The sequence below is a fragment of the Streptomyces sp. NPDC045846 genome, from assembly GCF_056431605.1.
Genome location: NZ_JBWKKJ010000012.1, coordinates 195,443 through 214,334 on the forward strand (window position 1 = coordinate 195,443; position 18,892 = coordinate 214,334).

Below are 18,892 nucleotides of genomic sequence, written 5' to 3' on the forward strand. Positions count from 1 at the left end.
TCAGCCCTTCCGACTCGTGGTGACCGGTTGGTGGTAGAGGCCCTCGCCGGTGGGGAGCCAGCCCGCGCGGCGGTGGAAGTCCACGGCGCCGCTCGCGCTCTGCATCAGGGCGACGTCCGCGCCGCGGGTGAGCGCCCAGTCGAAGAGGTGGTCGACCACCGTGGTGCCGAGGCCCTGGCCCCGGTCGCGCGGATCGGTGACGAGGGACTGCATCCACGCCACCCGGCCGCTGGGGTACGCGGGCGAGGGAGGACGCTGGTCGATGACGGCGATCGCGCAGGCCCGCAGGCGGCCCGGGCCGGGGGCGACCGCCACGCACACGTCGGCGTCGTGGGGCAGCGCCTTGGCCAGCCAGGCCCGGTAGCCCGTCCGCCAGGCTTCGCGTGCCTGCGGGGTCGCCGCGGTGTAGGGGAGCGCCGCAGAGGCGGTGTCGTCCTCGCCGTCCAGCAAGTAGGCGCGCAGGCGGACGAGTTCGTCGATGTCCGCCGGCTCGGCCTGGCGGACGACGGAGGTGGCCGCTGTCGTCACGCGGTCCTCCCGTGCAGGCCGAAGTGCGTGAAGACCTCGTCCAGGGCGGCCACCAGGTGGGCGATGTCCTCGTCGGAGTGGTTCGGCGTGACGTTGACACGGAACCGCTCGGTCCCGGCCGGAACGGTCGGCGAGTTGATCGGCTGGAGGTAGACGCCGTGCACCTCCAGCAGCCGGGCGGCGGACCGCTTGCACAGCTCGGAGTCCCCGATCAGGACCGGCAGGACGTGCGTGGTGCTCTGCGGCATCACCTGGATCCCGGCCGCCTCCAGGGCCGTGCGCAGCTGGGCGGTCTTGCGCTGGAGCGCGTCCCGCTCGGCGGTGGAGGTCTTCAGGTGCTCCACGCTGGCGTGGCAGGCCGCCACGACGGCGGGCGGCAGGGAGGTGGTGAAGATGAAGCCCGAGGCGAAGCTGCGGATCGTGTCGACCAGGGTGGTCGAACCGGTGATGTACCCGCCGATGACACCGATGCCCTTGGCCATCGTGCCCTGGATGATGTCGACGAAATGATCGACGTTCAGCTCCGCCGCGATGCCCGCGCCCCGCGGGCCGTACATTCCGATCGCGTGCACTTCGTCGAGATAGGTGAGCGCGTTGTACTCGTGCGCGACCTTGACGATCCGCTCGATGGGGGCGACGTCGCCGTCCATCGAGTACACGGACTCGAACACGACGATCTTCGGGCGGTCCAGCGGCTGCGCGGCGAGGATCTCTTCCAGGTGGTCCACGTCGTTGTGACGGAATACCCGGCGCTCGGCCTTGGTGCTGCAGATTCCGTTGATGATCGAAGCGTGGTTCAGCTCGTCCGAGAGAATGATGGGATCGGGCAGCAGGCGCAGAAGGCACTGCAGCGTCGCATCGTTCGAGCCGTATCCCGTGGGAAAGACCAGAGCGGCTTCCTTCCCGTGCCACTCGGCGAGCGAGGCCTCAAGTGCGGCGTAGTGGCTGTGAGTTCCGCCGATGTTCCGCGAGCCGCCGGACCCGGCACCATACGCGTCGATCGCCCGGTGCATCGCCCCCACGACCTTGGGGTGCTGCGACATGCCCAGGTAGTCGTTGCTGCACCAGACGGTCACCTGCTGATCGCGTCCGTCGGCGGTGCGGTGCATCGCCTTCGGGTAGGCGTTCGCCTGACGATTGATTTCGACGAACGATCTGTACTGGCCGTCACGTCTCAACTTGTCGAGTTTTTCCGACAGGAATTGCTCGTACATTCCATCCCCCTGTAACCAGCATGCGCCGTTGGTCGCACGCGATCTGTAAACGAGGGAATTACATACAGCGAGCACCCTCCCCGCAAACCGCCCGCCCGCATCTCTGATGCATCCCCTGCATGCCCCCAGGTCACCGCTGCGAACGGCCGGGCTTGAGACGCCAGTCACACCGTGGGAGGTGAATTTCTTGTTACGGCTGGGGGGTGGTGGGGGAATGGGGCATTCGGGGAGGGCTGCCGGACAACTCGGGTTCAGTTAAAGGGAGTTAGGAGCGGCATAGGGGAAATATGCAGGACCGTTGCGCATATTGTGCGGCTGGACTGGAGGACGGGGGTATGCCCGTGGTCCGAGGCCGGTTCAGGCGCGCCGCGCCGCCCACACCGTCCGTTCCGTGCGTACCGCCAAGTCCTCGCGGCGCAGGATGCTGTGGGGGCCTTCGGGGTCGAGGAGGTGGTCCAGGGCGGTGATGTCCTCGGGCGGCAAGGTCTCGGTGACGGTGGCGCGCAGGCGCTGGAGGCTGTGGAGGGCGTACCGGCCGATCGCCTCGCTGTGCGAGCCGGGCAGATCCACCTTGATCGTGCGTTCCTCCTCGACGGTGAACCCGGCCGCGGTCAGCCTCGGGCCCCAGTCCGCGCCGCGGTGCGGCAGGTGCTCGGCATGGTGGCGGGCGCTCGCGGTGTGGCAGCGCTCCTCCAGGCCGGGCCGCTCCTGAGGAGCGTCGGCGGGAAGGAAGCGGGGGAAGCCCGCCAGTTCCACGACGGCGAACAGCCCTCCCGGCACGAGCAGATCGCGCACCTGGCGCAGGGTGCGCCCGGGGTCGGCCATGTGGTGCAGCGAGGCCGAAGCCCAGACGAGTTCGGGCGTGCCCAGTTCGGGCCACTCCGCGTCGAGGTCGGCCTGGACCGTACGCACCCGGTCGGTCACGCCCAGGGCCTCGGCCTTCTCGCGCAGCCGGCGCAGATGGGCGGCCGAGGAGTCGACGGCGATCACCTCGGCCTCGGGGAAGCGTGCGAGCAGCGCGAACGTGCCGGTCCCGGTGCCGCACCCCAGGTCCACGATGTGACGCGGGGCGGCGCTGACGGGCAGCGACGCGGTGATGGCGGCGGTGTGCTCGGCCAGCACCTCCGCGTCCAGGTCGAGGATCTCGGCCTGGCTGTGGGCCTCGGTCTCGTGGGCGGATCCGTCACCGTGGCGGTGGCCGTCGGTCACGGTTTCCTGCCCAGGGCTGGGGTGCTTGTCGGCCTCCTGTCGGGAGTCGTGGTGGTGGGCATGGCCTTCGGCTCCCGGTTCGGGTCCGTGGTGATGTGCTGCCTGCGGGGATGAGTGGGTCATGACGCCCACGCTAAGCGCGCGTTGCGCAACCGGCATCGCTTCTTGCGGGATGCGCAAGGCGAGAGTGGTTCGAGCTGCCGAACGCGCAAGTCAGGGCCCTGTTCGTCCCTGGCCCAGCACGAACGGATCGGGGCCCTCAGGGGCGACGCTTCTCGCCTCCGTCGTCCGGGCGCTGGTGGCCGCGGCGGGCATCGCGGTCGAAGATGCCGAGAACCTCGCACGGCCCGCCCTCCGCGCCGATGGCGTGCGGCAGCATCGTCGGGAACTCCGCGGCCTGATTGGTCTCGATGCGGAAGCGGCGGTTGCCGAGCAGCAGCACCGCGGTGCCGGACAGGACGACCAGCCATTCGCGGCCCGGGTGCGCGCGCATGCGGGAGGGGCTGTCGGGCGGCGGCTCGGTCATGCGCTGGCGGATGACCGTCATGCCGGGGTCGGCCTTGACGGGCCAGCGCAGCTGGCCCCGGGAGGCGTCGATCGTCGGGCTGGAGACGACGTCGTCCTCCGCGGTCTCCACCAACTGGTCGAGCGTCGTGTCCAGGGCGCGGGCGAGCGTGACGAGGCTGTCCAGGGCGAGGCGCCGCTGCCCGTTCTCGATGCGGCTGAGCGTGGACTGACTGAGCTTGGCCCGCCCGGCCAACTCGTCGAGCGACCAGCCCTGCGCCAGGCGCAGGGCACGGATCCGTTTGCGTACGAGACTGTCGAGGTCGCCGTCACTTTGCGTCATGGGCAACACCGTATGCCGCGGCCGCAAGAGGGGCATGCGGGCTCCCGCGGCGGTGCTGCCCCTGGAGTGCCGGGCGTGCCGGGCGTCCGTAGCTTCCGCTGGCGATGGTCGACAGGGGGGCGGAGGCTGCGCTCTTCTGGCGAATCGGGACGCGCGGGGGCCCATGCGTCCACCACGATCCCGCGACGGGCGACCGATGGGGACCCTCAACCTGCCTGACCTGGCGCGAAGTTGAGGAAAACCCCCTCGCCTTGCCTTCTCTGGCGCGCCCCGTTGCACGGCTGAACGGCACCTCCGTCCGCCCGGCAACCCCTCGCCCCCCGTCCCCGTACCCGAGCAACCGCCCACGCATCGACCGGAATTCGCCCCCTGCGGCGACCGAGGCCTCCCTCCTGACCTGCGTCGTTCCGCAGGGAGGAGGGCGCACGGGGGCGCGACCCCTCTTCTGTTCGTGGCGTGTGCATGCCATCATGCGATCCGACCCGTCTGTCCGCATCGGCTGAGCCCCCCCAGTACGACCCTCCGCACCCCCGGAGGGCCCTCCGCCGCTGTTCAGGCGCGAGCCGCCGTCGCGAGCCGCGAGGCCTCCCCGCACAAGGCCCACCCGCACCAACAAGGCCTCCGGCTCACGGAGCACGGCGTCGGCTCGCGGCGTGTGCGCGAGGTCCGCCGGGTCGGCTCCTTGGCCCCGCGCGCCCCGTACCCCCCACGGAAGGCCCGCTCATGTCCCGCAGACGTCTCGCGCTCATGGCCGCCGGAGCCCTCGTCCTGGCCGCCGCCGCGCTTCCCCCGTCCTCCGTGGCCACGGCCGACACCCCCGGCCCGCGCGCCACCGCCCCCAGCCCGCTCGTCACCTACCGTGTGCCGATCCGGCACGCCGAGGACGCGCAGACCCTCGTCGCCGCCGGGTACGACCTCCTGGAGCGGCGCCAGGGCAACGACCTGTTCGTGCTGGGGGATTCGGCGACCGTCGCGTCGCTGCGGCGTCTCGGGTTCAGCCCGGTCGCCGTCAAGGCCCAGCCCCGCCCGGTGCCCGGCGCCGTGCGGCCCGCGGCCGGTACCACCTACTACGGCGGCTACCACACGGTCGACGGGCACTACGCCCACCTCGACCAAGTCGCCTCCCAGCACCCCGACCTGGCCACCGTCGTCACCTACGGGCAGTCCTGGCGGAAGAAGAACGGAGCGGGCGGGCGGGACCTCAAGGCCATCTGCGTCACCAGGATGCGGCAGGGCGACTGCGCGCCGAATCCGAACTCCGCCAAACCCCGCTTCTTCCTGATGAGCCAGATCCACGCCCGCGAGATCACCACCGGCGAGGTCACCTGGCGGTGGATCGACGAGCTGACCTCGCAGTACGGCAAGGACCCCGACATCACCCGGCTCATGGACACGACCGAGATGTGGGTCGTGCCGATCGCCAACCCGGACGGTGTCGACATCGTGGCCTCGGGCGGCGACAACCCCGTCCTCCAGCGCAAGAACGCCGACAACTCCCACGGCGCGTCCTGCGGCTGGAGCGGCCGCATCGGCGTCGACCTCAACCGCAACGCCGGTACGCATTGGGGCGGTCTCGGCACCTCACGGCAGCCCTGCGCCGAGCAGTACCTCGGCCCGGCCGCCGACTCCGAGCCGGAGAACTCCGCCCTGGAAGGCCTCTTCCGGCAGCTGTATCCGGCGGTGCGCACCGGCACCGGGAACGGCGACCCCGCGCCCGCCGACGCCCGGGGCATGATGATCAGCCTCCACAGCGACGCGAGCATGGTGCTGCTGCCCTGGGAGTTCGACCACACCGTGCACACCGGGAACGACGCCGCGCTGCGCGCCCTCGCGGACCGGATGGGTTCGATGACCGGCTATCAGTCGGGGCAGGCCGGCGAGATCCTGTACGACGCGTCCGGCGGCACCGACGACTGGACCTTCGACAAGCTGGGCCTCGCCAGCTTCACCATCGAGATCGGCGACAGCGACGGCCAGGGCTGCGACGGCTTCACCCCGCCGTACTCCTGCCAGGACGGTTACTTCTGGCCCAAGCTGAAGCCCGCCCTCCTGTACGCCGCCCAGCACGCCGCGGCGCCTTACCGGACCGCCCCGGCCGCCGGACGCTGAGGGCCTCGCCACACGCGAAGGGGGCAACTCCCTTGAGCTGCCCCTTGGTTGGGACGGGTGCCGCGTCGGCGCCCCCGCGCAGTGGCCCGGGCCGGCCTGGAGCGGCCGGCCCGGGCCGGACGATCAGACGAGGTCGAACCGGTCCAGGTTCATGACCTTGTCCCACGCCGCGACGAAGTCGCGCACGAACTTCTCCTTCGCGTCGTCGCTCGCGTACACCTCGGAGAGCGCGCGCAGCTCCGAGTTGGACCCGAAGACCAGGTCGGCACGGGTGCCGGTCCAGCGGACCGGGCCCGAGGCGCCGTCACGGCCCTCGAAGGTGCTCTCGTCCGCCGACGTCGCCTTCCACGTCGTGCCCATGTCGAGCAGGTTGACGAAGAAGTCGTTGGTCAGCGTGCCCGGGCGGTCGGTGAGGACGCCGAACGAGGACTGCTGGTAGTTCGCGCCCAGCACGCGCAGACCGCCGACGAGGACCGTCATCTCGGGGGCGCTCAGCGTCAGCAGGTTCGCCTTGTCGAGCAGCAGGTACTCGGCCGGGAGGCGGTTGCCCTTGCCGAGGTAGTTGCGGAAGCCGTCGGCCGTCGGCTCCAGCGCGGCGAACGACTCCACGTCCGTCTGCTCCTGCGAGGCGTCCACCCGGCCCGGCGTGAACGGGACCTCGACGGGGGTGCCGGCGTCCTGGGCGGCCTTCTCGACACCCGCGGCACCGGCCAGCACGATCAGGTCGGCCAGCGAGATCTGCTTGCCGCCGGACTGCGCCGAGTTGAAGGACGTACGGACGCCTTCGAGGGTGCGCAGGACCGTCGCCAGCTCGTCGGGCTCGTTGACCTCCCAGCCGCTCTGGGGCTGGAGCCGGATGCGCGCGCCGTTGGCGCCGCCGCGCTTGTCACTGCCGCGGAACGACGAGGCGGACGCCCACGCCGTCGACACGAGCTGCGACACCGTGAGGCCCGACGCGAGGACCTGCTCCTTGAGGGACGCGATGTCCTGCGCGTCCACGAGCTCGTAGGTGCGTGCCGGCAGCGGGTCCTGCCACAGCAGCTCCTCGGAGGGCACCTCCGGGCCGAGGTAGCGCACGACCGGGCCCATGTCGCGGTGGGTCAGCTTGAACCAGGCGCGGGCGAAGGCGTCGGCGAACGCCTCCGGGTTCTCCAGGAAGCGGCGCGAGATCTGCTCGTAGGCCGGGTCGAAGCGGAGCGAGAGGTCGGTCGTCAGCATCGTCGGGGCGTGCGACTTCGACGCGTCGAACGCGTCCGGCACGGTGCCCGCGCCCGCGCCGTCCTTCGGCCGCCACTGGTGGGCGCCCGCGGGGCTCTTGAACAGCTCCCACTCGTAGCCGAAGAGGATCTCGAAGAAGCTGTTGTCCCAGGCGGTCGGCGTGTTCGTCCAGATGCCCTCGAGGCCGCTGGTGATCGCGTCGGGGCCCACACCGGTGCCGTGGCTGTTCTTCCAGCCGAGGCCCTGCTGCTCCAGGGACGCGGCCTCGGGGTCGTTGCCGACCGCCTCCGAGGGGCCCGCGCCGTGCGTCTTGCCGAAGGTGTGGCCGCCCGCGATCAGGGCGACGGTCTCCTCGTCGTTCATCGCCATCCGGCGGAACGTCTCGCGGATGTCCCGCGCGGCCGCGATGGGGTCCGGGTTGCCGTTGGGGCCCTCGGGGTTGACGTAGATGAGACCCATCTGGACCGCGCCGAGCGGGTTCTCCAGCTCGCGGTCGCCGGTGTAGCGCTCGTCGTCGAGCCAGTTGGTCTCGGGGCCCCAGTACACGTCCTCGTCGGGCTCCCACACATCGGCGCGGCCGCCGCCGAAGCCGAACGTCTTGAAGCCCATCGTCTCCAGGGCCACGTTGCCGGTGAGCACCATGAGGTCGGCCCACGAGATGTTCTTGCCGTACTTCTTCTTCACCGGCCACAGCAGACGGCGGGCCTTGTCGAGGCTCACGTTGTCCGGCCAGCTGTTGAGGGGGGCGAAGCGCTGCTGCCCGGCGCCGGCGCCGCCGCGCCCGTCGCTGATGCGGTACGTGCCCGCGCTGTGCCACGCCATCCGGATCATCAGCGGGCCGTAGTTGCCGAAGTCGGCCGGCCACCAGTCCTGCGAGGTCGTGAGCACCTCCGCGATGTCCCGCTTCACGGCCGGCAGGTCGAGGGCCTTGAACGCCTCGGCGTAGTCGAACTCCTCACCGAGCGGGTTGGCCACGGCCGGGTTCTTGGCGAGGATCTTCAGATTGAGCCGCTCCGGCCACCACTGGCGGTTTCCGCCGCCCTGCGTCGGGTGCGGGGCGCGCTCGTGCGCGACCGGGCAGCCGCCACCTGTGCCCTCCGTCTTGGGGTCGGTGACGATTGCATCGGGGTTCTCGGACATGGCAATCCTTCTTGGCTCGGTGGATCACGGTGCTCAGGAACTACGGGCGGTGGAACGGCCGGGGCGCGGGCTCCGGCGGGTGGCCTCGGCCTCGTTACGATCGCGAAGCCGGGGCGGAGGGTGGCGGGGCCGGATCGGGGCCCCCGCCGCGAGGGCCGGTCACGACGGGCCACGCCACGCCACGGGCCGCACTGGACGGGGTGGACAAGTAGTGGGCCGCGCAGACGACTTGGCAGGACAATACGGCCCACACGATCACGCACCCCGGAAGGCGTCGCGGCGACGGCGGGGCGGTCGCCCGCCCGGGCGGTCTCCACCACTGCGACGAGGGCGGCGGCACGCACCCGCGGGCCGGCACCCCGCGCCTTCGCGGCGGCGATCCCCCATGACGTCTCTGTCTCCCGGATGGGTCGGAGTCTTGTTGCGGGTGGGTTCGGAGTTCTTCCTGTCCCTAGGCTAACGCCGATATCGATCCTACGATGGACCAAATCCAAGTCAAGAAGTACACCAAATCCATATCCCCTCGGATCGCGCGGCGGCCCCTCGCGGACACGCCGCGCAGTCCGCCGAACCCGAAGCGTGGACAGGTGAACCGGTATGAGTGACCTGCTCGAACGGCTGCGAGGGCGCGGCTGGCGGATGACGTCCCAGCGGCGCGTCGTGGCGGAGGTCCTGGACGGCGGCGACCACGTCCACCTGACCGCCGACGAGGTCCACGTCCGCGCCGCCAGACTGCTGCCCGAGATCTCCCGGGCGACCGTCTACAACACGCTCGGGGAGCTGGTCTCGCTCGGCGAGGTCATGGAGGTCTCCACCGACGGCCGCGCCAAGCGCTACGACCCCCACGCGCACCGGCCGCACCAGCACCTGGTCTGCTCCCGCTGCGGCACCATCCGTGACGTCCACCCCACCGGCGACCCGCTCGCCGACCTCCCGGCGGAAGAACGGTTCGGATTCACCCTCTCCCGCGCCGAGATCACCTACCGCGGACTCTGCCCCTCCTGCGCCTGAACGCGCCCGGCCCGCCCGGGCCGACACCCGGCGTCACCCATGAAATGAGTCATAGCCGACACCCCCGCGGCCGTGTCGAAGTTGGGCTGAACGGGTGAGCGGCGTCATCATGGCCGGATGCAGATACAGCACGTGGGCGAGGTGGTCCGGTGAGCAGGTACGACGTCACCGACGAACAGTGGGAGGGGCTCGCCCAGGTCGTTCCGCTGCGCGGTCGCAACGAATGGCCGTCCAGAGTCGACCACCAGACCATTCCCGGCGACTACGCGACCGTCGAACAGCGGCGCTTCGTCGTCCTGAGGGTGCAGATCTTCGCGGACGCCCGCGAGGTCGCCGAATACCTCATCGCACAGATCCCGGTCCTCCTCGACCTGACCGGCGCCGACCCCGAAGTGGCCAAGCGGATCCTCGACTTCAGCACCGGCGTCGTCTTCGGCCTCGGCAGCGGAATGCACCGCGTCGACCGCAACGTCTTCCTGCTCGCCCCGGCCGGCACCGAAGTGGAAGGCATCGCAGCGGCGGCCGTCCCGCACCCCTGACCCCAGCCCCTCGCCCCACCCGCCCCGCCCAGGACCGTCCCGCAGCGCTGAGCCGTCCCTCATTAGTAGGAAGGTCAACGAGGCGGAACGGTTCGTCAGTTTGCGGCTGCGTACGGTCCCAGCCATGACCACCGCGACCACCCCCCGTGACCGAACCGACCAGCCCGATCGACCCACCGTCACCGAACTGCGGCTCTCCGCCTTCCGCACCCACCGCGGCGCGGCCATCCCGCTCGGCCCGCTCACCCTGGTCACCGGGCCGAGCGGCAGCGGCAAGACGAGCATCCTCGAAGCGTTCGAAGCCCTCGCCCGACTCGGCTCGGGAGCGCCGCTGGCAAGCGTGTTCCGCGACCCCGCGAGCTGCGTGCCCGAACGCGCCGACGCCGACGCCCAGGGCCGCCGCGGCTTCCGCATCGGCTGCACCGTCGACGGCCCCGCGGGCCCCGTCCGCCTCGACCTCGCCGTCCAGGCCGAACCGGAACTCCGCGTCGTCGGCGAGCGTTTGACCAGCGAAGGCCAGACCCTCCTCAGCACCGCCCTGCGCGACCCCAGCCGCTCCACCGTCCAGGCGGCCTGGCACACCGCCGGCGCGGTCCCCGTCACGCGCGCGCCGCTCCCCGACGACCGGCTCGGCACCGCGCTGCTGCCCCTGCGCGTCGCGGGCAAGACGCCGGGACAGCTGCGCGTCCTGGCCGCCGCCGAACAAGTCGTCGTCGCCCTGCGCTCGGTGTTCCCCTGCGACCCCCAGCCCCGGCGCATGCGCGAACCCGTCGCCCCCACCCGGACGAGCGGCGGCGGCCGGCTGCGGCGCGACTGCGACAACCTCGCCGAAGTCCTCCTGCGCACCCGCACCGAATGCGGCATCCGCCACGGCCGCCTCGTCGCCGCCGCCCGCGCCGGCTGCACGGGCCCCGTCACCGGACTCACCACCGAGGCACTCGCCGACGGCACGTTACGAGCCGTCCTCGCCCGCGGCGGCACCCGAAGCGGAACCCCCGTCGACCGGCTCGGCGAAGGCGAACTGCGTTACCTCGCCCTCGCCCTCGTCCTGCTCACCGGACCCGGCGTCCTCGCCGTCGACACCGTCGCCGAGGTGCCCCCGGCCATGCAGACCCTCACCGTCCTCGCCGACGGACTCGACCGCGCCCTCGACCCCCGCCAGAGCCGCGAACTCATCGCCCTGGCCGCCGAGATGTGCGCCCGCGGCCATATCCGGCTGCTCGCCGCCGTCGGTGACGGCACGGGCGCCCGCGAAGCCCACGGAGCGACGGTGGTAGACCTGGGAGCGTGAACCAACTCGACGTACCGGCCCTGCAGCGCAGGCTCGCCGACTTCGCCGCCGCCCGCGACTGGCAGCCCTTCCACACGCCGAAGAACCTCGCCGCCGCCCTCAGCGTCGAAGCCTCCGAACTCCTCGAAATCTTCCAGTGGCTGACCCCCGAGCAGTCGGCCCGCGTCATGAGCGACCCCGACCAGGCCCACCGCGTCACCGACGAGGTCGCCGACGTCCTCGCCTATCTGCTCCAACTCTGCGACGTCCTCGGCATCGACGCCCTCGCGGCCCTGGCCGCCAAGATCGACCGCAACGAACTCCGCTTTCCCGCCCCGAAGCCCATCAAGCACTCGCACAACTCGCCGACGGACACGGAGAGTCACTCATCCGAGTGACCGAGATACTCACAATCGGCTTGCTGTGCACAGATTTCCGATTTCCTCTGGCTTTCCGAGCCCCGCAAGCTCACTCTAGGTAGTGGACGCGAAGCTCGGGTCCGTCGCACGAACGGGGATATCGGATGGATGCGGTACGGCTCCTCAAAGTCAGCCAACACGCCCTGGCCCAAAGCCGGGCAGTACTCGACATCGTGGCCGAGGCCTGGCAGGCACAAGCCCTCGCCCAGGCCATCGGCGGCCACCTCGCGGCCACCGGCCCGCCGGAACTGAGGAGCGAGGCGCGCGGCCTCAGCGAAGCGGGAGGCCGGGGCTGCGCCGTCCTCGACCACTCCGGCATGCGGCGCGGCGGCATCCGGGCCGCCCAGCTGTCCGAAGTCACCGACCCCGCCAGCGCGTTGACCTCCCTGGGCGCCCTGCTCGGCGACGTCTCCATGGCCCTCGTCTCCGTCGCCTGCGCCACCGACGAGGAGGGGCTGTACTGGCAGTGCATAGAGGCCATCGACGCCGCCGACGAATCGGGCGACCGAGTCCGCGCGATGCTGCGCCGACTCGCCTTACGAGACCGGGAGAGATCGACCGCAGAGCTGCGCGACACGACGACGGGCCCGCCATGAGAGCGGCGGACAGGAAAGCCCCGCCCGCTGACGCCCCCACACGTCAAAGGGCGTTGGCGAGCGGGGCGAGCAGGGGTCGTACGAGCTGTCCGGCCACGGTGGAGAAGGAGCCCCGGACCGGCGGCCCGCCCCCAGGCCCCCGCCGCCACCGTCGCGCCTCCGGCTAGCGGCTCTCGTGCTGCTCGCGCTCCTCACGGCCGTACGTCTGCCGCGCCTCGCCCGGCTCGCCCGGGGACGGCACGCGGTCGGCGGTGGACTGCAGATCCGCGTCGAGCTGCGTCAGATCGGCACTCAACGCCGCCATCAGCTCCTCCATCTGCTGCAACAGCCCCTTCGGCGCACCCTCCCGCTGGGAGGCGGACTGCGGCGCCGACGGCTGCGGCACGGTCTGTTCGGGCACGGCTTCCTGGGACATGGCGGCCTCCTCGGCCCAAGCCCTCCCGCGCGGCGGACAGGGCGGAGAATCGGTCGACGCACCGGACAGGGCCGCCGACACGCGGGCCGGGCGGTCCGGCTCCGCCCGAGCCAACGAACGCTCGACGCTAACGTCACTGGTCAGAGGGGGCGCGACCCGCCAGACCGACGAATATTCACCCGACCGGGCTTTCGTGCGGCGCGTGGTGGAGGCGGGGTTGACGGCGGTCCAACGGTGCAGGATGGAGGCATGGATCTTCGCATCTTCACCGAGCCCCAGCAGGGCGCCGGCTACGACACCCTCCTGACCGTCGCCAAGGCCACCGAAGACCTCGGCTTCGACGCCTTCTTCCGCTCAGACCACTATCTGCGGATGGGGTCCGCCGACGGGCTCCCGGGGCCGACCGATGCCTGGATCACCCTGGCCGGGCTCGCCCGCGAGACCAAGCGGATCCGGCTCGGCACCCTGATGACGGCCGGCACCTTCCGGCTGCCGGGCGTCCTCGCCATCCAGGTCGCCCAGGTCGACCAGATGTCCGGGGGCCGGGTCGAACTCGGCCTGGGAGCAGGGTGGTTCGAGGAGGAGCACAAGGCGTACGGCATCCCGTTCCCCAAGGAGAAGTTCGCCAGGCTGGAGGAGCAGCTGGCCATCGTCACCGGACTCTGGGCCACCGAGGTCGGCCAGACCTTCGACTACCACGGCACCTACTACCAGCTCAGCGACTCACCCGCGCTGCCCAAGCCCGCGCAGGCCAAGGTGCCCGTCCTGATCGGCGGCCACGGGGCGACTCGCACGCCGCGGCTCGCCGCGCAGTACGCCGACGAGTTCAACATCCCGTTCGCCTCCATCGAGGACAGCGAGCGGCAGTTCACCAGGGTGAAGGCGGCCGCGGAAGCCGCCGGACGCAGGGCGGACGACCTCGTGTACTCCAACGCGCTGGTGGTCTGCGTGGGCAAGGACGACGCACAGGTGGCCCGCCGGGCCGCCGCCATCGGACGGGAGGTGGAGGAACTCAAGGCCAACGGACTCGCGGGCTCGCCCGCCGAAGTCGTCGAGAAGATCGGCAAGTACGAGGCGACCGGCTCGTCCCGGATCTACCTCCAGCTGCTCGACCTCGACGATCTCGACCACCTCGAACTGATCTCCTCGCAGGTGCTGCCGCAGCTGACCGGGGCCTGACCGTGCCGCCCGCCCGGACACTCGCCGCGGCCCTCGCGCAGGGGCCCGTCGTCCTCGACGGCGGACTGTCCAACCAACTGGAGGCGCAGGGCTGCGACTTGAGCGACGAACTGTGGTCGGCCCGGCTGCTCGCCGACGCCCCCCGGCAGCTCCAGGCCGCGCACGCGGCCTACGTACGGGCGGGCGCCGAGGTCCTGACCACGGCCAGCTACCAGGCCACCTTCGAAGGCTTCGCCCGCCGTGGGCTGAGCCACGACGAGGCGGCACGCCTGCTGGCCGAGAGCGTCCAACTCGCGCGTGCGGCAGGCGAGTTGGCGTTGATCGCGACGGACTCCGCGGATTCCGGGGTGGAGGGGGAACCGGGCGGGGGCTCGGGGGGAGGGGTGGGGCGGGGGAGGGGGGAGGGGGGAGCCCCCCAGCCTCCCGTCCCGCCCCCCACCACCCCCTGGGTGGCCGCCTCCATCGGCCCCTACGGTGCCTTCCTCGCCGACGGCAGTGAGTACCGGGGGCGTTATGGGCTGAGCGTGCGGGAGTTGGAGCGGTTTCACCGGCCGCGGATCGAGGCGCTGGTGGCGGCCGGGCCGGATGTGCTGGCTCTGGAGACCGTGCCGGACATCGACGAGGCGGAGGCGCTGCTGCGGGCCGTCGAGGGGTGCGGGGTGCCGGTGTGGCTGTCGTACAGCGTGGAGGGCGGGCGTACGCGGGCCGGTCAGGATCTGGGCGCGGCGTTCGGGCTGGTGGCGGGGCATGAGCAGGTGATCGCGGCCGGGGTGAACTGCTGCACGCCGACCGATGCCGACCGGGCCGTGCCGTTGGCGGCGTCGGCCACGGGCAAGCCGGTGGTGGTCTATCCGAACAGTGGCGAGCGGTGGGACGCGGAGCGGCGGGGCTGGGTGGGCGGTGCGACGTTCGACGTGGCGCGGGTGGGGGACTGGGTGGCGGCCGGGGCGCGGCTCGTCGGCGGGTGCTGCCGGGTCGGCCCGTCGCTGATCGCCGAGTTGGCTGCGGCGGTGAGGGGGCGGGCGGCGTAGCGAAAACCGCTGGTGGGAGGGGAGGCAGGGCGGCGATACTCGCGGTGTGTTCCTGACAATCACCACCACCGGCACCCTGGAAAGCCCCGCGACCGACCTCGGATTCCTGCTGCACAAGCATCCCGACAAGGCGCAGCGCTTCTCCACCTCCCACGGCACGGCGCACGTCTTCTACCCGGAGGCGACCGCCGAGCGCTGCACGGCTGCGCTGGTTCTGGAGGTGGATCCGATCGCGCTGGTCCGGCGAGGTCAGGGCAAGGGCCGGGGCGGTGCTCCCGATGCGGCGCTCGCGCAGTACGTCAACGACCGGCCGTACGCGGCCTCTTCGCTGATGTCCGTCGCGCTGTCCACCGTGTTCAAGAGCGCGCTGCGCGGGGTGTGCGCCGTGCTGCCGGAGCGGGCGGCGGCTCCGCTGCCGTTGCGCATCGAGGTGCCCGCGCTGCCCGCCCGCGGCGGGGTGGAGCTCGTGCACCGGCTGTTCGGGCCGCTGGGCTGGGACGCGGTGGCCGCCGAGCCGGTCGCGCTGGACGAGCGGTTCCCGGAGTGGGGCGACTCGCGCTATGTGCGGCTCGTCCTCGAAGGGGAGCTGCGGCTGGCCGACGCGTTGCGGCAGCTGTATGTGCTGCTGCCCGTGCTCGACGACGCCAAGCACTACTGGGTGGCCCCGGACGAGGTGGACAAGCTGCTGCGGGCCGGGGACGGCTGGCTGGCCGACCATCCCGAGCAGCAGCTGATCACCAGCCGGTACTTGTCGCGGCGCCGGGGTCTGGCCCGCCAGGCGATGGAGCGGCTCGAACTGGTCCGCCTCGCCGAGACCGAGGGACTGGACGTCGAGGAGGTCGACAACGCCGTCGACGAGACCGACGACACCTCCAACCGGCCGGTGCCGCTCGCCGAGCAGCGGCGGGTCGCGATCCTCGCGGAGCTTGCGGCGGCCGGTGCCCAGCGCGTGCTCGACCTCGGGTGCGGCCAGGGCCAGTTGGTGCAGGCGCTCCTCAAGGACGTCCGGTTCACCGAGATCGTGGGGGTGGACGTCTCCATGCGCGCGCTGACCGTAGCGTCCCGGCGGCTGCGACTGGAGCGCATGACGGAGCGTCAGGCGGCGCGGGTGACGCTGGTGCAGGGCTCTCTCGCGTACACGGACAAGCGGCTCAAGGGGTACGACGCCGCGGTGCTCAGTGAGGTGATCGAGCACCTGGACCTGCCCAGGCTGCCGGCGCTGGAGTACGCGGTGTTCGGGTCGGCGCGGCCCGGCACGGTGATCGTGACGACGCCGAACGTGGAGTACAACGTCCGCTGGGAGTCGCTTCCGGCCGGGCACGTGCGCCATGGGGACCACCGGTTCGAATGGAGCCGGGCGGAGTTCCGGGCGTGGGCGGCCACGGTCGCCGAACGCCACGGCTACGGCGTCCGGTTCGCCGCGGTCGGCCCGGACGACCCGGAGGTGGGCCCGCCCACCCAGATGGCGGTGTTCACGCTGACGGGCGCCGAGCGGCGGGCGCAGGAGGCCGGCGCGACCGCACGGACTTCCGGGTCCCCCACCGACACGCAGGACGCATCCCCGACGACGCCGAAGGAGGCGACGGCAGCATGAGCACCGAGACCAGCACGCCCACCCCGGACGGGAGGCGGACGCTCGCCGTCACCGACCTGTCGCTCGTGGTCCTCGTCGGCGCGACCGGATCGGGCAAGTCCACGTTCGCCCGCCGCCACTTCAGGCCAACCGAGGTGATCTCCTCGGACTTCTGCCGGGGCCTGGTGGCCGACGACGAGAACGACCAGGGCGCCAGTGGCGACGCGTTCGATGTGCTCCACTACATCACCGGCAAGCGGCTCGCGGCGGGGCGGCGGACCGTCATCGACGCCACTAACGTGCAGCCGGAGAGCCGCAAGCAGCTCGTCCGCATCGCTCGGGAGCACGACGTGCTGCCGATCGCGATCGTGCTCGACCTGCCGGAGGACGTCTGCGCCGAGCGGAACGCGCAGCGCCCGGACCGGGCCGGGATGCCCCGTCATGTGATCGGCCGGCACCGGCGCGAACTGCGGCGCTCGTTGCGCGGGTTGGAGCGCGAGGGGTTCCGCAAGGTGCACGTGCTGCGCAGCGTGGCCGAGGTGGAGAGCGTGGAGATCGTCACCGAGCGGCGCTACAACGACCTCACCCACCTCACCGGGCCCTTCGACATCATCGGTGACGTCCACGGCTGCCGCTCCGAGCTGGAGACCCTGCTCGGCAGGCTCGGCTACGTCGACGGCGTCCACCCGCAGGGCCGCACCGCGGTCTTCGTCGGCGACCTGGTGGACCGGGGGCCCGACAGCCCCGGGGTGCTGCGCCGGGTGATGGGGATGGTGGCCGGGGGCAACGCGCTGTGCGTGCCCGGGAACCACGAGAACAAGCTCGGCCGTTACCTGAAGGGACGCAACGTCCAGCACACGCACGGACTGGCCGAGACCATCGCCCAGTTGGAGAAGGAGGACGACAGCTTCCGGGAGCAGGTGCGGGAGTTCATCGACGGGCTCGTCAGCCACTACGTGCTCGACGGCGGCAACCTGGTCGTCTGCCACGCGGGGCTGCCCGAGAAGTACCACGGGCGCACCTCGGGCCGGGTCCGCTCGCACGCGCTGTACGGGGACACGACGGGGGAGACCGACGAGTTCGGGCTGCCCGTGCGCTACCCGTGGGCGGAGGACTACCGGGGCCGCGCGGCGGTGGTGTACGGCCACACGCCCGTGCCGAACACCTCGTGGGTCAACAACACCATCTGCCTGGACACCGGCGCGGTGTTCGGCGGCCGGATGACCGCGCTGCGCTGGCCGGAGCGCGAGCTCGTCGACGTGCCCGCGGAGCGGGTCTGGTACGAGCCGGTCAAGCCGCTGGTCACCGGGGTGCCGGGCGGCCATGAGGGGCGTCCGCTCGACCTCGCCGACGTGCACGGACGCAGGACCGTGGAGACCCGGCTGATGGGCAGGGTCGCGGTGCGCGAGGAGAACGCGGCCGCCGCGCTGGAGGTGATGAGCCGGTTCGCCGTCGACCCGCGGCTGCTCGCCCACCTGCCGCCGACGATGGCGCCGACCGCGACATCCGCCGCGGAGGGCTACCTGGAACACCCGGCGGAGGCGTTCGCGCAGTACCGCGAGGACGGCGTCGCCCGGGTCGTGTGCGAAGAGAAGCACATGGGCTCGCGGGCGGTGGCGCTGGTCTGCCGCGACGCGGAGGCGGCGCGCGAGCGGTTCGGGGTCCAGGGTCCGACGGGGGCGCTGCACACCCGCACCGGGCGGCCGTTCTTCGACGACGCGGCCGTCACCGAGGAGGTCCTCGAACGGCTGCGGTCGGCGGTGACGGCGGCCGGGCTGTGGGACGAACTCGCCACGGACTGGCTCCTGTTGGACGCCGAGCTGATGCCCTGGTCGCTGAAGGCGTCCGGGCTGCTGCGCTCGCAGTACGCCGCGGTGGGCGCCGCGTCCGGGTCCGCTCTCCCGGCCGCCGTCCAGGCGCTGGAGGCGGCGTCGGGCCGGGGTGTCGAGGTGGCGGGATTGCTGGCGCGGCAGCGGGAGCGGGCCACCGACGCGGCCGCGTTCACCGAGGCCTACCGGCGCTACTGCTGGTCGACGGACGGTCTCGACGGGGTGCGGATCGCACCGTTCCAGATCCTGGCCGCGCGGGGGCGCAGTCTGGCCGGGGTGCCGCACGACGAGCAGCTGGCCTGGCTCGACCGGCTGGTCGAGCACGACCCGACGGGGCTGCTCCAGGTGACGCGGCGTCTGGTGGTCGACACCGGTGACGAGGCGTCGGTGCGGGCCGGTGTCGACTGGTGGCTGGAGCTGACCGGCGCGGGCGGCGAGGGCATGGTCGTCAAGCCGCTCCAGGCGCTGGCCCGGGACGGCAAGGGGCGCCTGGTGCAGCCCGGCATCAAGGTGCGGGGGCGTGAGTACCTGCGGATCATCTACGGTCCCGAGTACACGCGCCCGGACCACCTGGAGCGGCTGCGCGGGCGGTTCCTGGGGCACAAGCGGTCGCTCGCGCTGCGGGAGTACGCGCTCGGCCTGGAGGCGTTGGAGCGGCTCGCCGCCGGGGAGCCGCTGTGGCGGGTCCACGAGGCGGTCTTCGCCGTCCTCGCGCTCGAATCGGAGCCGGTGGACCCGAGGCTGTGAGTTCCGGTGGGCCGCCGC

Annotated in this window: 16 protein-coding genes; 10 read left to right on the forward strand and 6 right to left on the reverse strand. The window is 71.9% G+C overall.

What is annotated here, in order from left to right:
* The 4 genes from AC07F3_RS31280 to AC07F3_RS31295 all read right to left on the reverse strand — a co-directional run bounded on the left by AC07F3_RS31280 (position 1) and on the right by AC07F3_RS31295 (position 3,798).
* Positions 1-528 (reverse strand): N-acetyltransferase family protein, encoded by a 528-nt coding sequence (locus tag AC07F3_RS31280; protein WP_479117774.1) that lies wholly within the window; start codon positions 526-528, stop codon positions 1-3.
* Complete coding sequence (gene hemA / locus AC07F3_RS31285) at positions 525-1,742, reverse strand: 5-aminolevulinate synthase (protein WP_479117775.1); 1,218 nt, start codon at positions 1,740-1,742, stop codon at positions 525-527. Before hemA ends, AC07F3_RS31280 begins: the two co-directional genes overlap by 4 nt.
* A 357-nt stretch (positions 1,743-2,099) precedes the next feature.
* Positions 2,100-3,074 carry a class I SAM-dependent methyltransferase gene (locus AC07F3_RS31290; RefSeq protein WP_479117776.1) on the reverse strand — a complete coding sequence of 325 codons (975 nt, stop codon included), beginning with the start codon at positions 3,072-3,074 and terminating at the stop codon, positions 2,100-2,102.
* Between the two features lie 136 nt (positions 3,075-3,210).
* A complete protein-coding gene (locus tag AC07F3_RS31295) occupies positions 3,211-3,798 on the reverse strand; it encodes a helix-turn-helix domain-containing protein (RefSeq protein WP_479117777.1) in 588 nt (195 codons plus the stop codon).
* A 723-nt stretch (positions 3,799-4,521) separates the two neighbouring features.
* On the opposite strand from AC07F3_RS31295, the gene AC07F3_RS31300 reads away from it, so the two are divergent.
* On the forward strand, positions 4,522-5,907 hold the full coding sequence (locus AC07F3_RS31300; RefSeq protein ID WP_479117778.1) for a M14 family zinc carboxypeptidase: 1,386 nt from the start codon (positions 4,522-4,524) through the stop codon (positions 5,905-5,907).
* Positions 5,908-6,030: 123 nt separating this feature from the next.
* Here AC07F3_RS31300 and katG read toward each other — a convergent pair whose 3' ends face one another.
* Positions 6,031-8,265 (reverse strand): catalase/peroxidase HPI, encoded by a 2,235-nt coding sequence (gene katG, locus AC07F3_RS31305; RefSeq protein ID WP_479117779.1) that lies wholly within the window; start codon positions 8,263-8,265, stop codon positions 6,031-6,033.
* Between the two features lie 597 nt (positions 8,266-8,862).
* On the opposite strand from katG, the gene AC07F3_RS31310 reads away from it, so the two are divergent.
* From AC07F3_RS31310 to AC07F3_RS31330, 5 genes are all read left to right on the forward strand, one after another.
* Positions 8,863-9,276 carry a Fur family transcriptional regulator gene (locus AC07F3_RS31310; RefSeq protein ID WP_114039909.1) on the forward strand — a complete coding sequence of 138 codons (414 nt, stop codon included), beginning with the start codon at positions 8,863-8,865 and terminating at the stop codon, positions 9,274-9,276.
* Positions 9,277-9,425: 149 nt separating this feature from the next.
* On the forward strand, positions 9,426-9,815 hold the full coding sequence (locus AC07F3_RS31315; RefSeq protein WP_053730371.1) for a cell division protein SepF: 390 nt from the start codon (positions 9,426-9,428) through the stop codon (positions 9,813-9,815).
* Positions 9,816-9,939: 124 nt separating this feature from the next.
* Complete coding sequence (locus AC07F3_RS31320; protein ID WP_479117780.1) at positions 9,940-11,106, forward strand: AAA family ATPase; 1,167 nt, start codon at positions 9,940-9,942, stop codon at positions 11,104-11,106.
* Positions 11,103-11,483 carry a nucleotide pyrophosphohydrolase gene (locus AC07F3_RS31325; RefSeq protein WP_479117781.1) on the forward strand — a complete coding sequence of 127 codons (381 nt, stop codon included), beginning with the start codon at positions 11,103-11,105 and terminating at the stop codon, positions 11,481-11,483. The genes AC07F3_RS31320 and AC07F3_RS31325 overlap by 4 nt, the downstream gene beginning before the upstream one ends.
* A gap of 125 nt (positions 11,484-11,608) precedes the next feature.
* Positions 11,609-12,100 (forward strand): DUF6099 family protein, encoded by a 492-nt coding sequence (locus AC07F3_RS31330; protein ID WP_479117782.1) that lies wholly within the window; start codon positions 11,609-11,611, stop codon positions 12,098-12,100.
* A gap of 163 nt (positions 12,101-12,263) precedes the next feature.
* Here the strand turns inward: AC07F3_RS31330 and AC07F3_RS31335 are convergent, their stop codons facing one another.
* A complete protein-coding gene (locus AC07F3_RS31335) occupies positions 12,264-12,515 on the reverse strand; it encodes a hypothetical protein (protein WP_479117783.1) in 252 nt (83 codons plus the stop codon).
* 249 nt (positions 12,516-12,764) lie between these two features.
* Between AC07F3_RS31335 and AC07F3_RS31340 the strand changes: the two genes are divergently transcribed.
* The 4 genes from AC07F3_RS31340 to AC07F3_RS31355 are packed head-to-tail and all read left to right on the forward strand — an operon-like array spanning position 12,765 to position 18,874.
* Positions 12,765-13,694 (forward strand): LLM class F420-dependent oxidoreductase, encoded by a 930-nt coding sequence (locus AC07F3_RS31340; protein WP_479117784.1) that lies wholly within the window; start codon positions 12,765-12,767, stop codon positions 13,692-13,694.
* Positions 13,695-13,696: 2 nt separating this feature from the next.
* Positions 13,697-14,725, forward strand: coding sequence for a homocysteine S-methyltransferase (mmuM, locus tag AC07F3_RS31345; RefSeq protein ID WP_479117785.1), 1,029 nt, complete (start codon positions 13,697-13,699; stop codon positions 14,723-14,725).
* Between the two features lie 46 nt (positions 14,726-14,771).
* Positions 14,772-16,319, forward strand: coding sequence for a 3' terminal RNA ribose 2'-O-methyltransferase Hen1 (locus AC07F3_RS31350; RefSeq protein ID WP_479117786.1), 1,548 nt, complete (start codon positions 14,772-14,774; stop codon positions 16,317-16,319).
* Positions 16,316-18,874 carry a polynucleotide kinase-phosphatase gene (locus AC07F3_RS31355; RefSeq protein ID WP_479117787.1) on the forward strand — a complete coding sequence of 853 codons (2,559 nt, stop codon included), beginning with the start codon at positions 16,316-16,318 and terminating at the stop codon, positions 18,872-18,874. Before AC07F3_RS31350 ends, AC07F3_RS31355 begins: the two co-directional genes overlap by 4 nt.
* Positions 18,875-18,892 lie beyond the last annotated feature (18 nt).

Bases quoted from the DNA above. Each gene is read 5' to 3' on its own strand.
- hemA (WP_479117775.1), bottom strand. From the start codon at position 1,742: ATGTACGAGCAATTCCTGTCGGAAAAACTCGACAAGTTGAGACGTGAC.
- AC07F3_RS31290 (WP_479117776.1), bottom strand. From the start codon at position 3,074: ATGACCCACTCATCCCCGCAGGCAGCACATCACCACGGACCCGAACCG.
- AC07F3_RS31295 (WP_479117777.1), bottom strand. From the start codon at position 3,798: ATGACGCAAAGTGACGGCGACCTCGACAGTCTCGTACGCAAACGGATC.
- AC07F3_RS31300 (WP_479117778.1), top strand. From the start codon at position 4,522: ATGTCCCGCAGACGTCTCGCGCTCATGGCCGCCGGAGCCCTCGTCCTG.
- katG (WP_479117779.1), bottom strand. From the start codon at position 8,265: ATGTCCGAGAACCCCGATGCAATCGTCACCGACCCCAAGACGGAGGGC.
- AC07F3_RS31310 (WP_114039909.1), top strand. From the start codon at position 8,863: ATGAGTGACCTGCTCGAACGGCTGCGAGGGCGCGGCTGGCGGATGACG.
- AC07F3_RS31320 (WP_479117780.1), top strand. From the start codon at position 9,940: ATGACCACCGCGACCACCCCCCGTGACCGAACCGACCAGCCCGATCGA.
- AC07F3_RS31330 (WP_479117782.1), top strand. From the start codon at position 11,609: ATGGATGCGGTACGGCTCCTCAAAGTCAGCCAACACGCCCTGGCCCAA.
- AC07F3_RS31335 (WP_479117783.1), bottom strand. From the start codon at position 12,515: ATGTCCCAGGAAGCCGTGCCCGAACAGACCGTGCCGCAGCCGTCGGCG.
- AC07F3_RS31340 (WP_479117784.1), top strand. From the start codon at position 12,765: ATGGATCTTCGCATCTTCACCGAGCCCCAGCAGGGCGCCGGCTACGAC.
- AC07F3_RS31355 (WP_479117787.1), top strand. From the start codon at position 16,316: ATGAGCACCGAGACCAGCACGCCCACCCCGGACGGGAGGCGGACGCTC.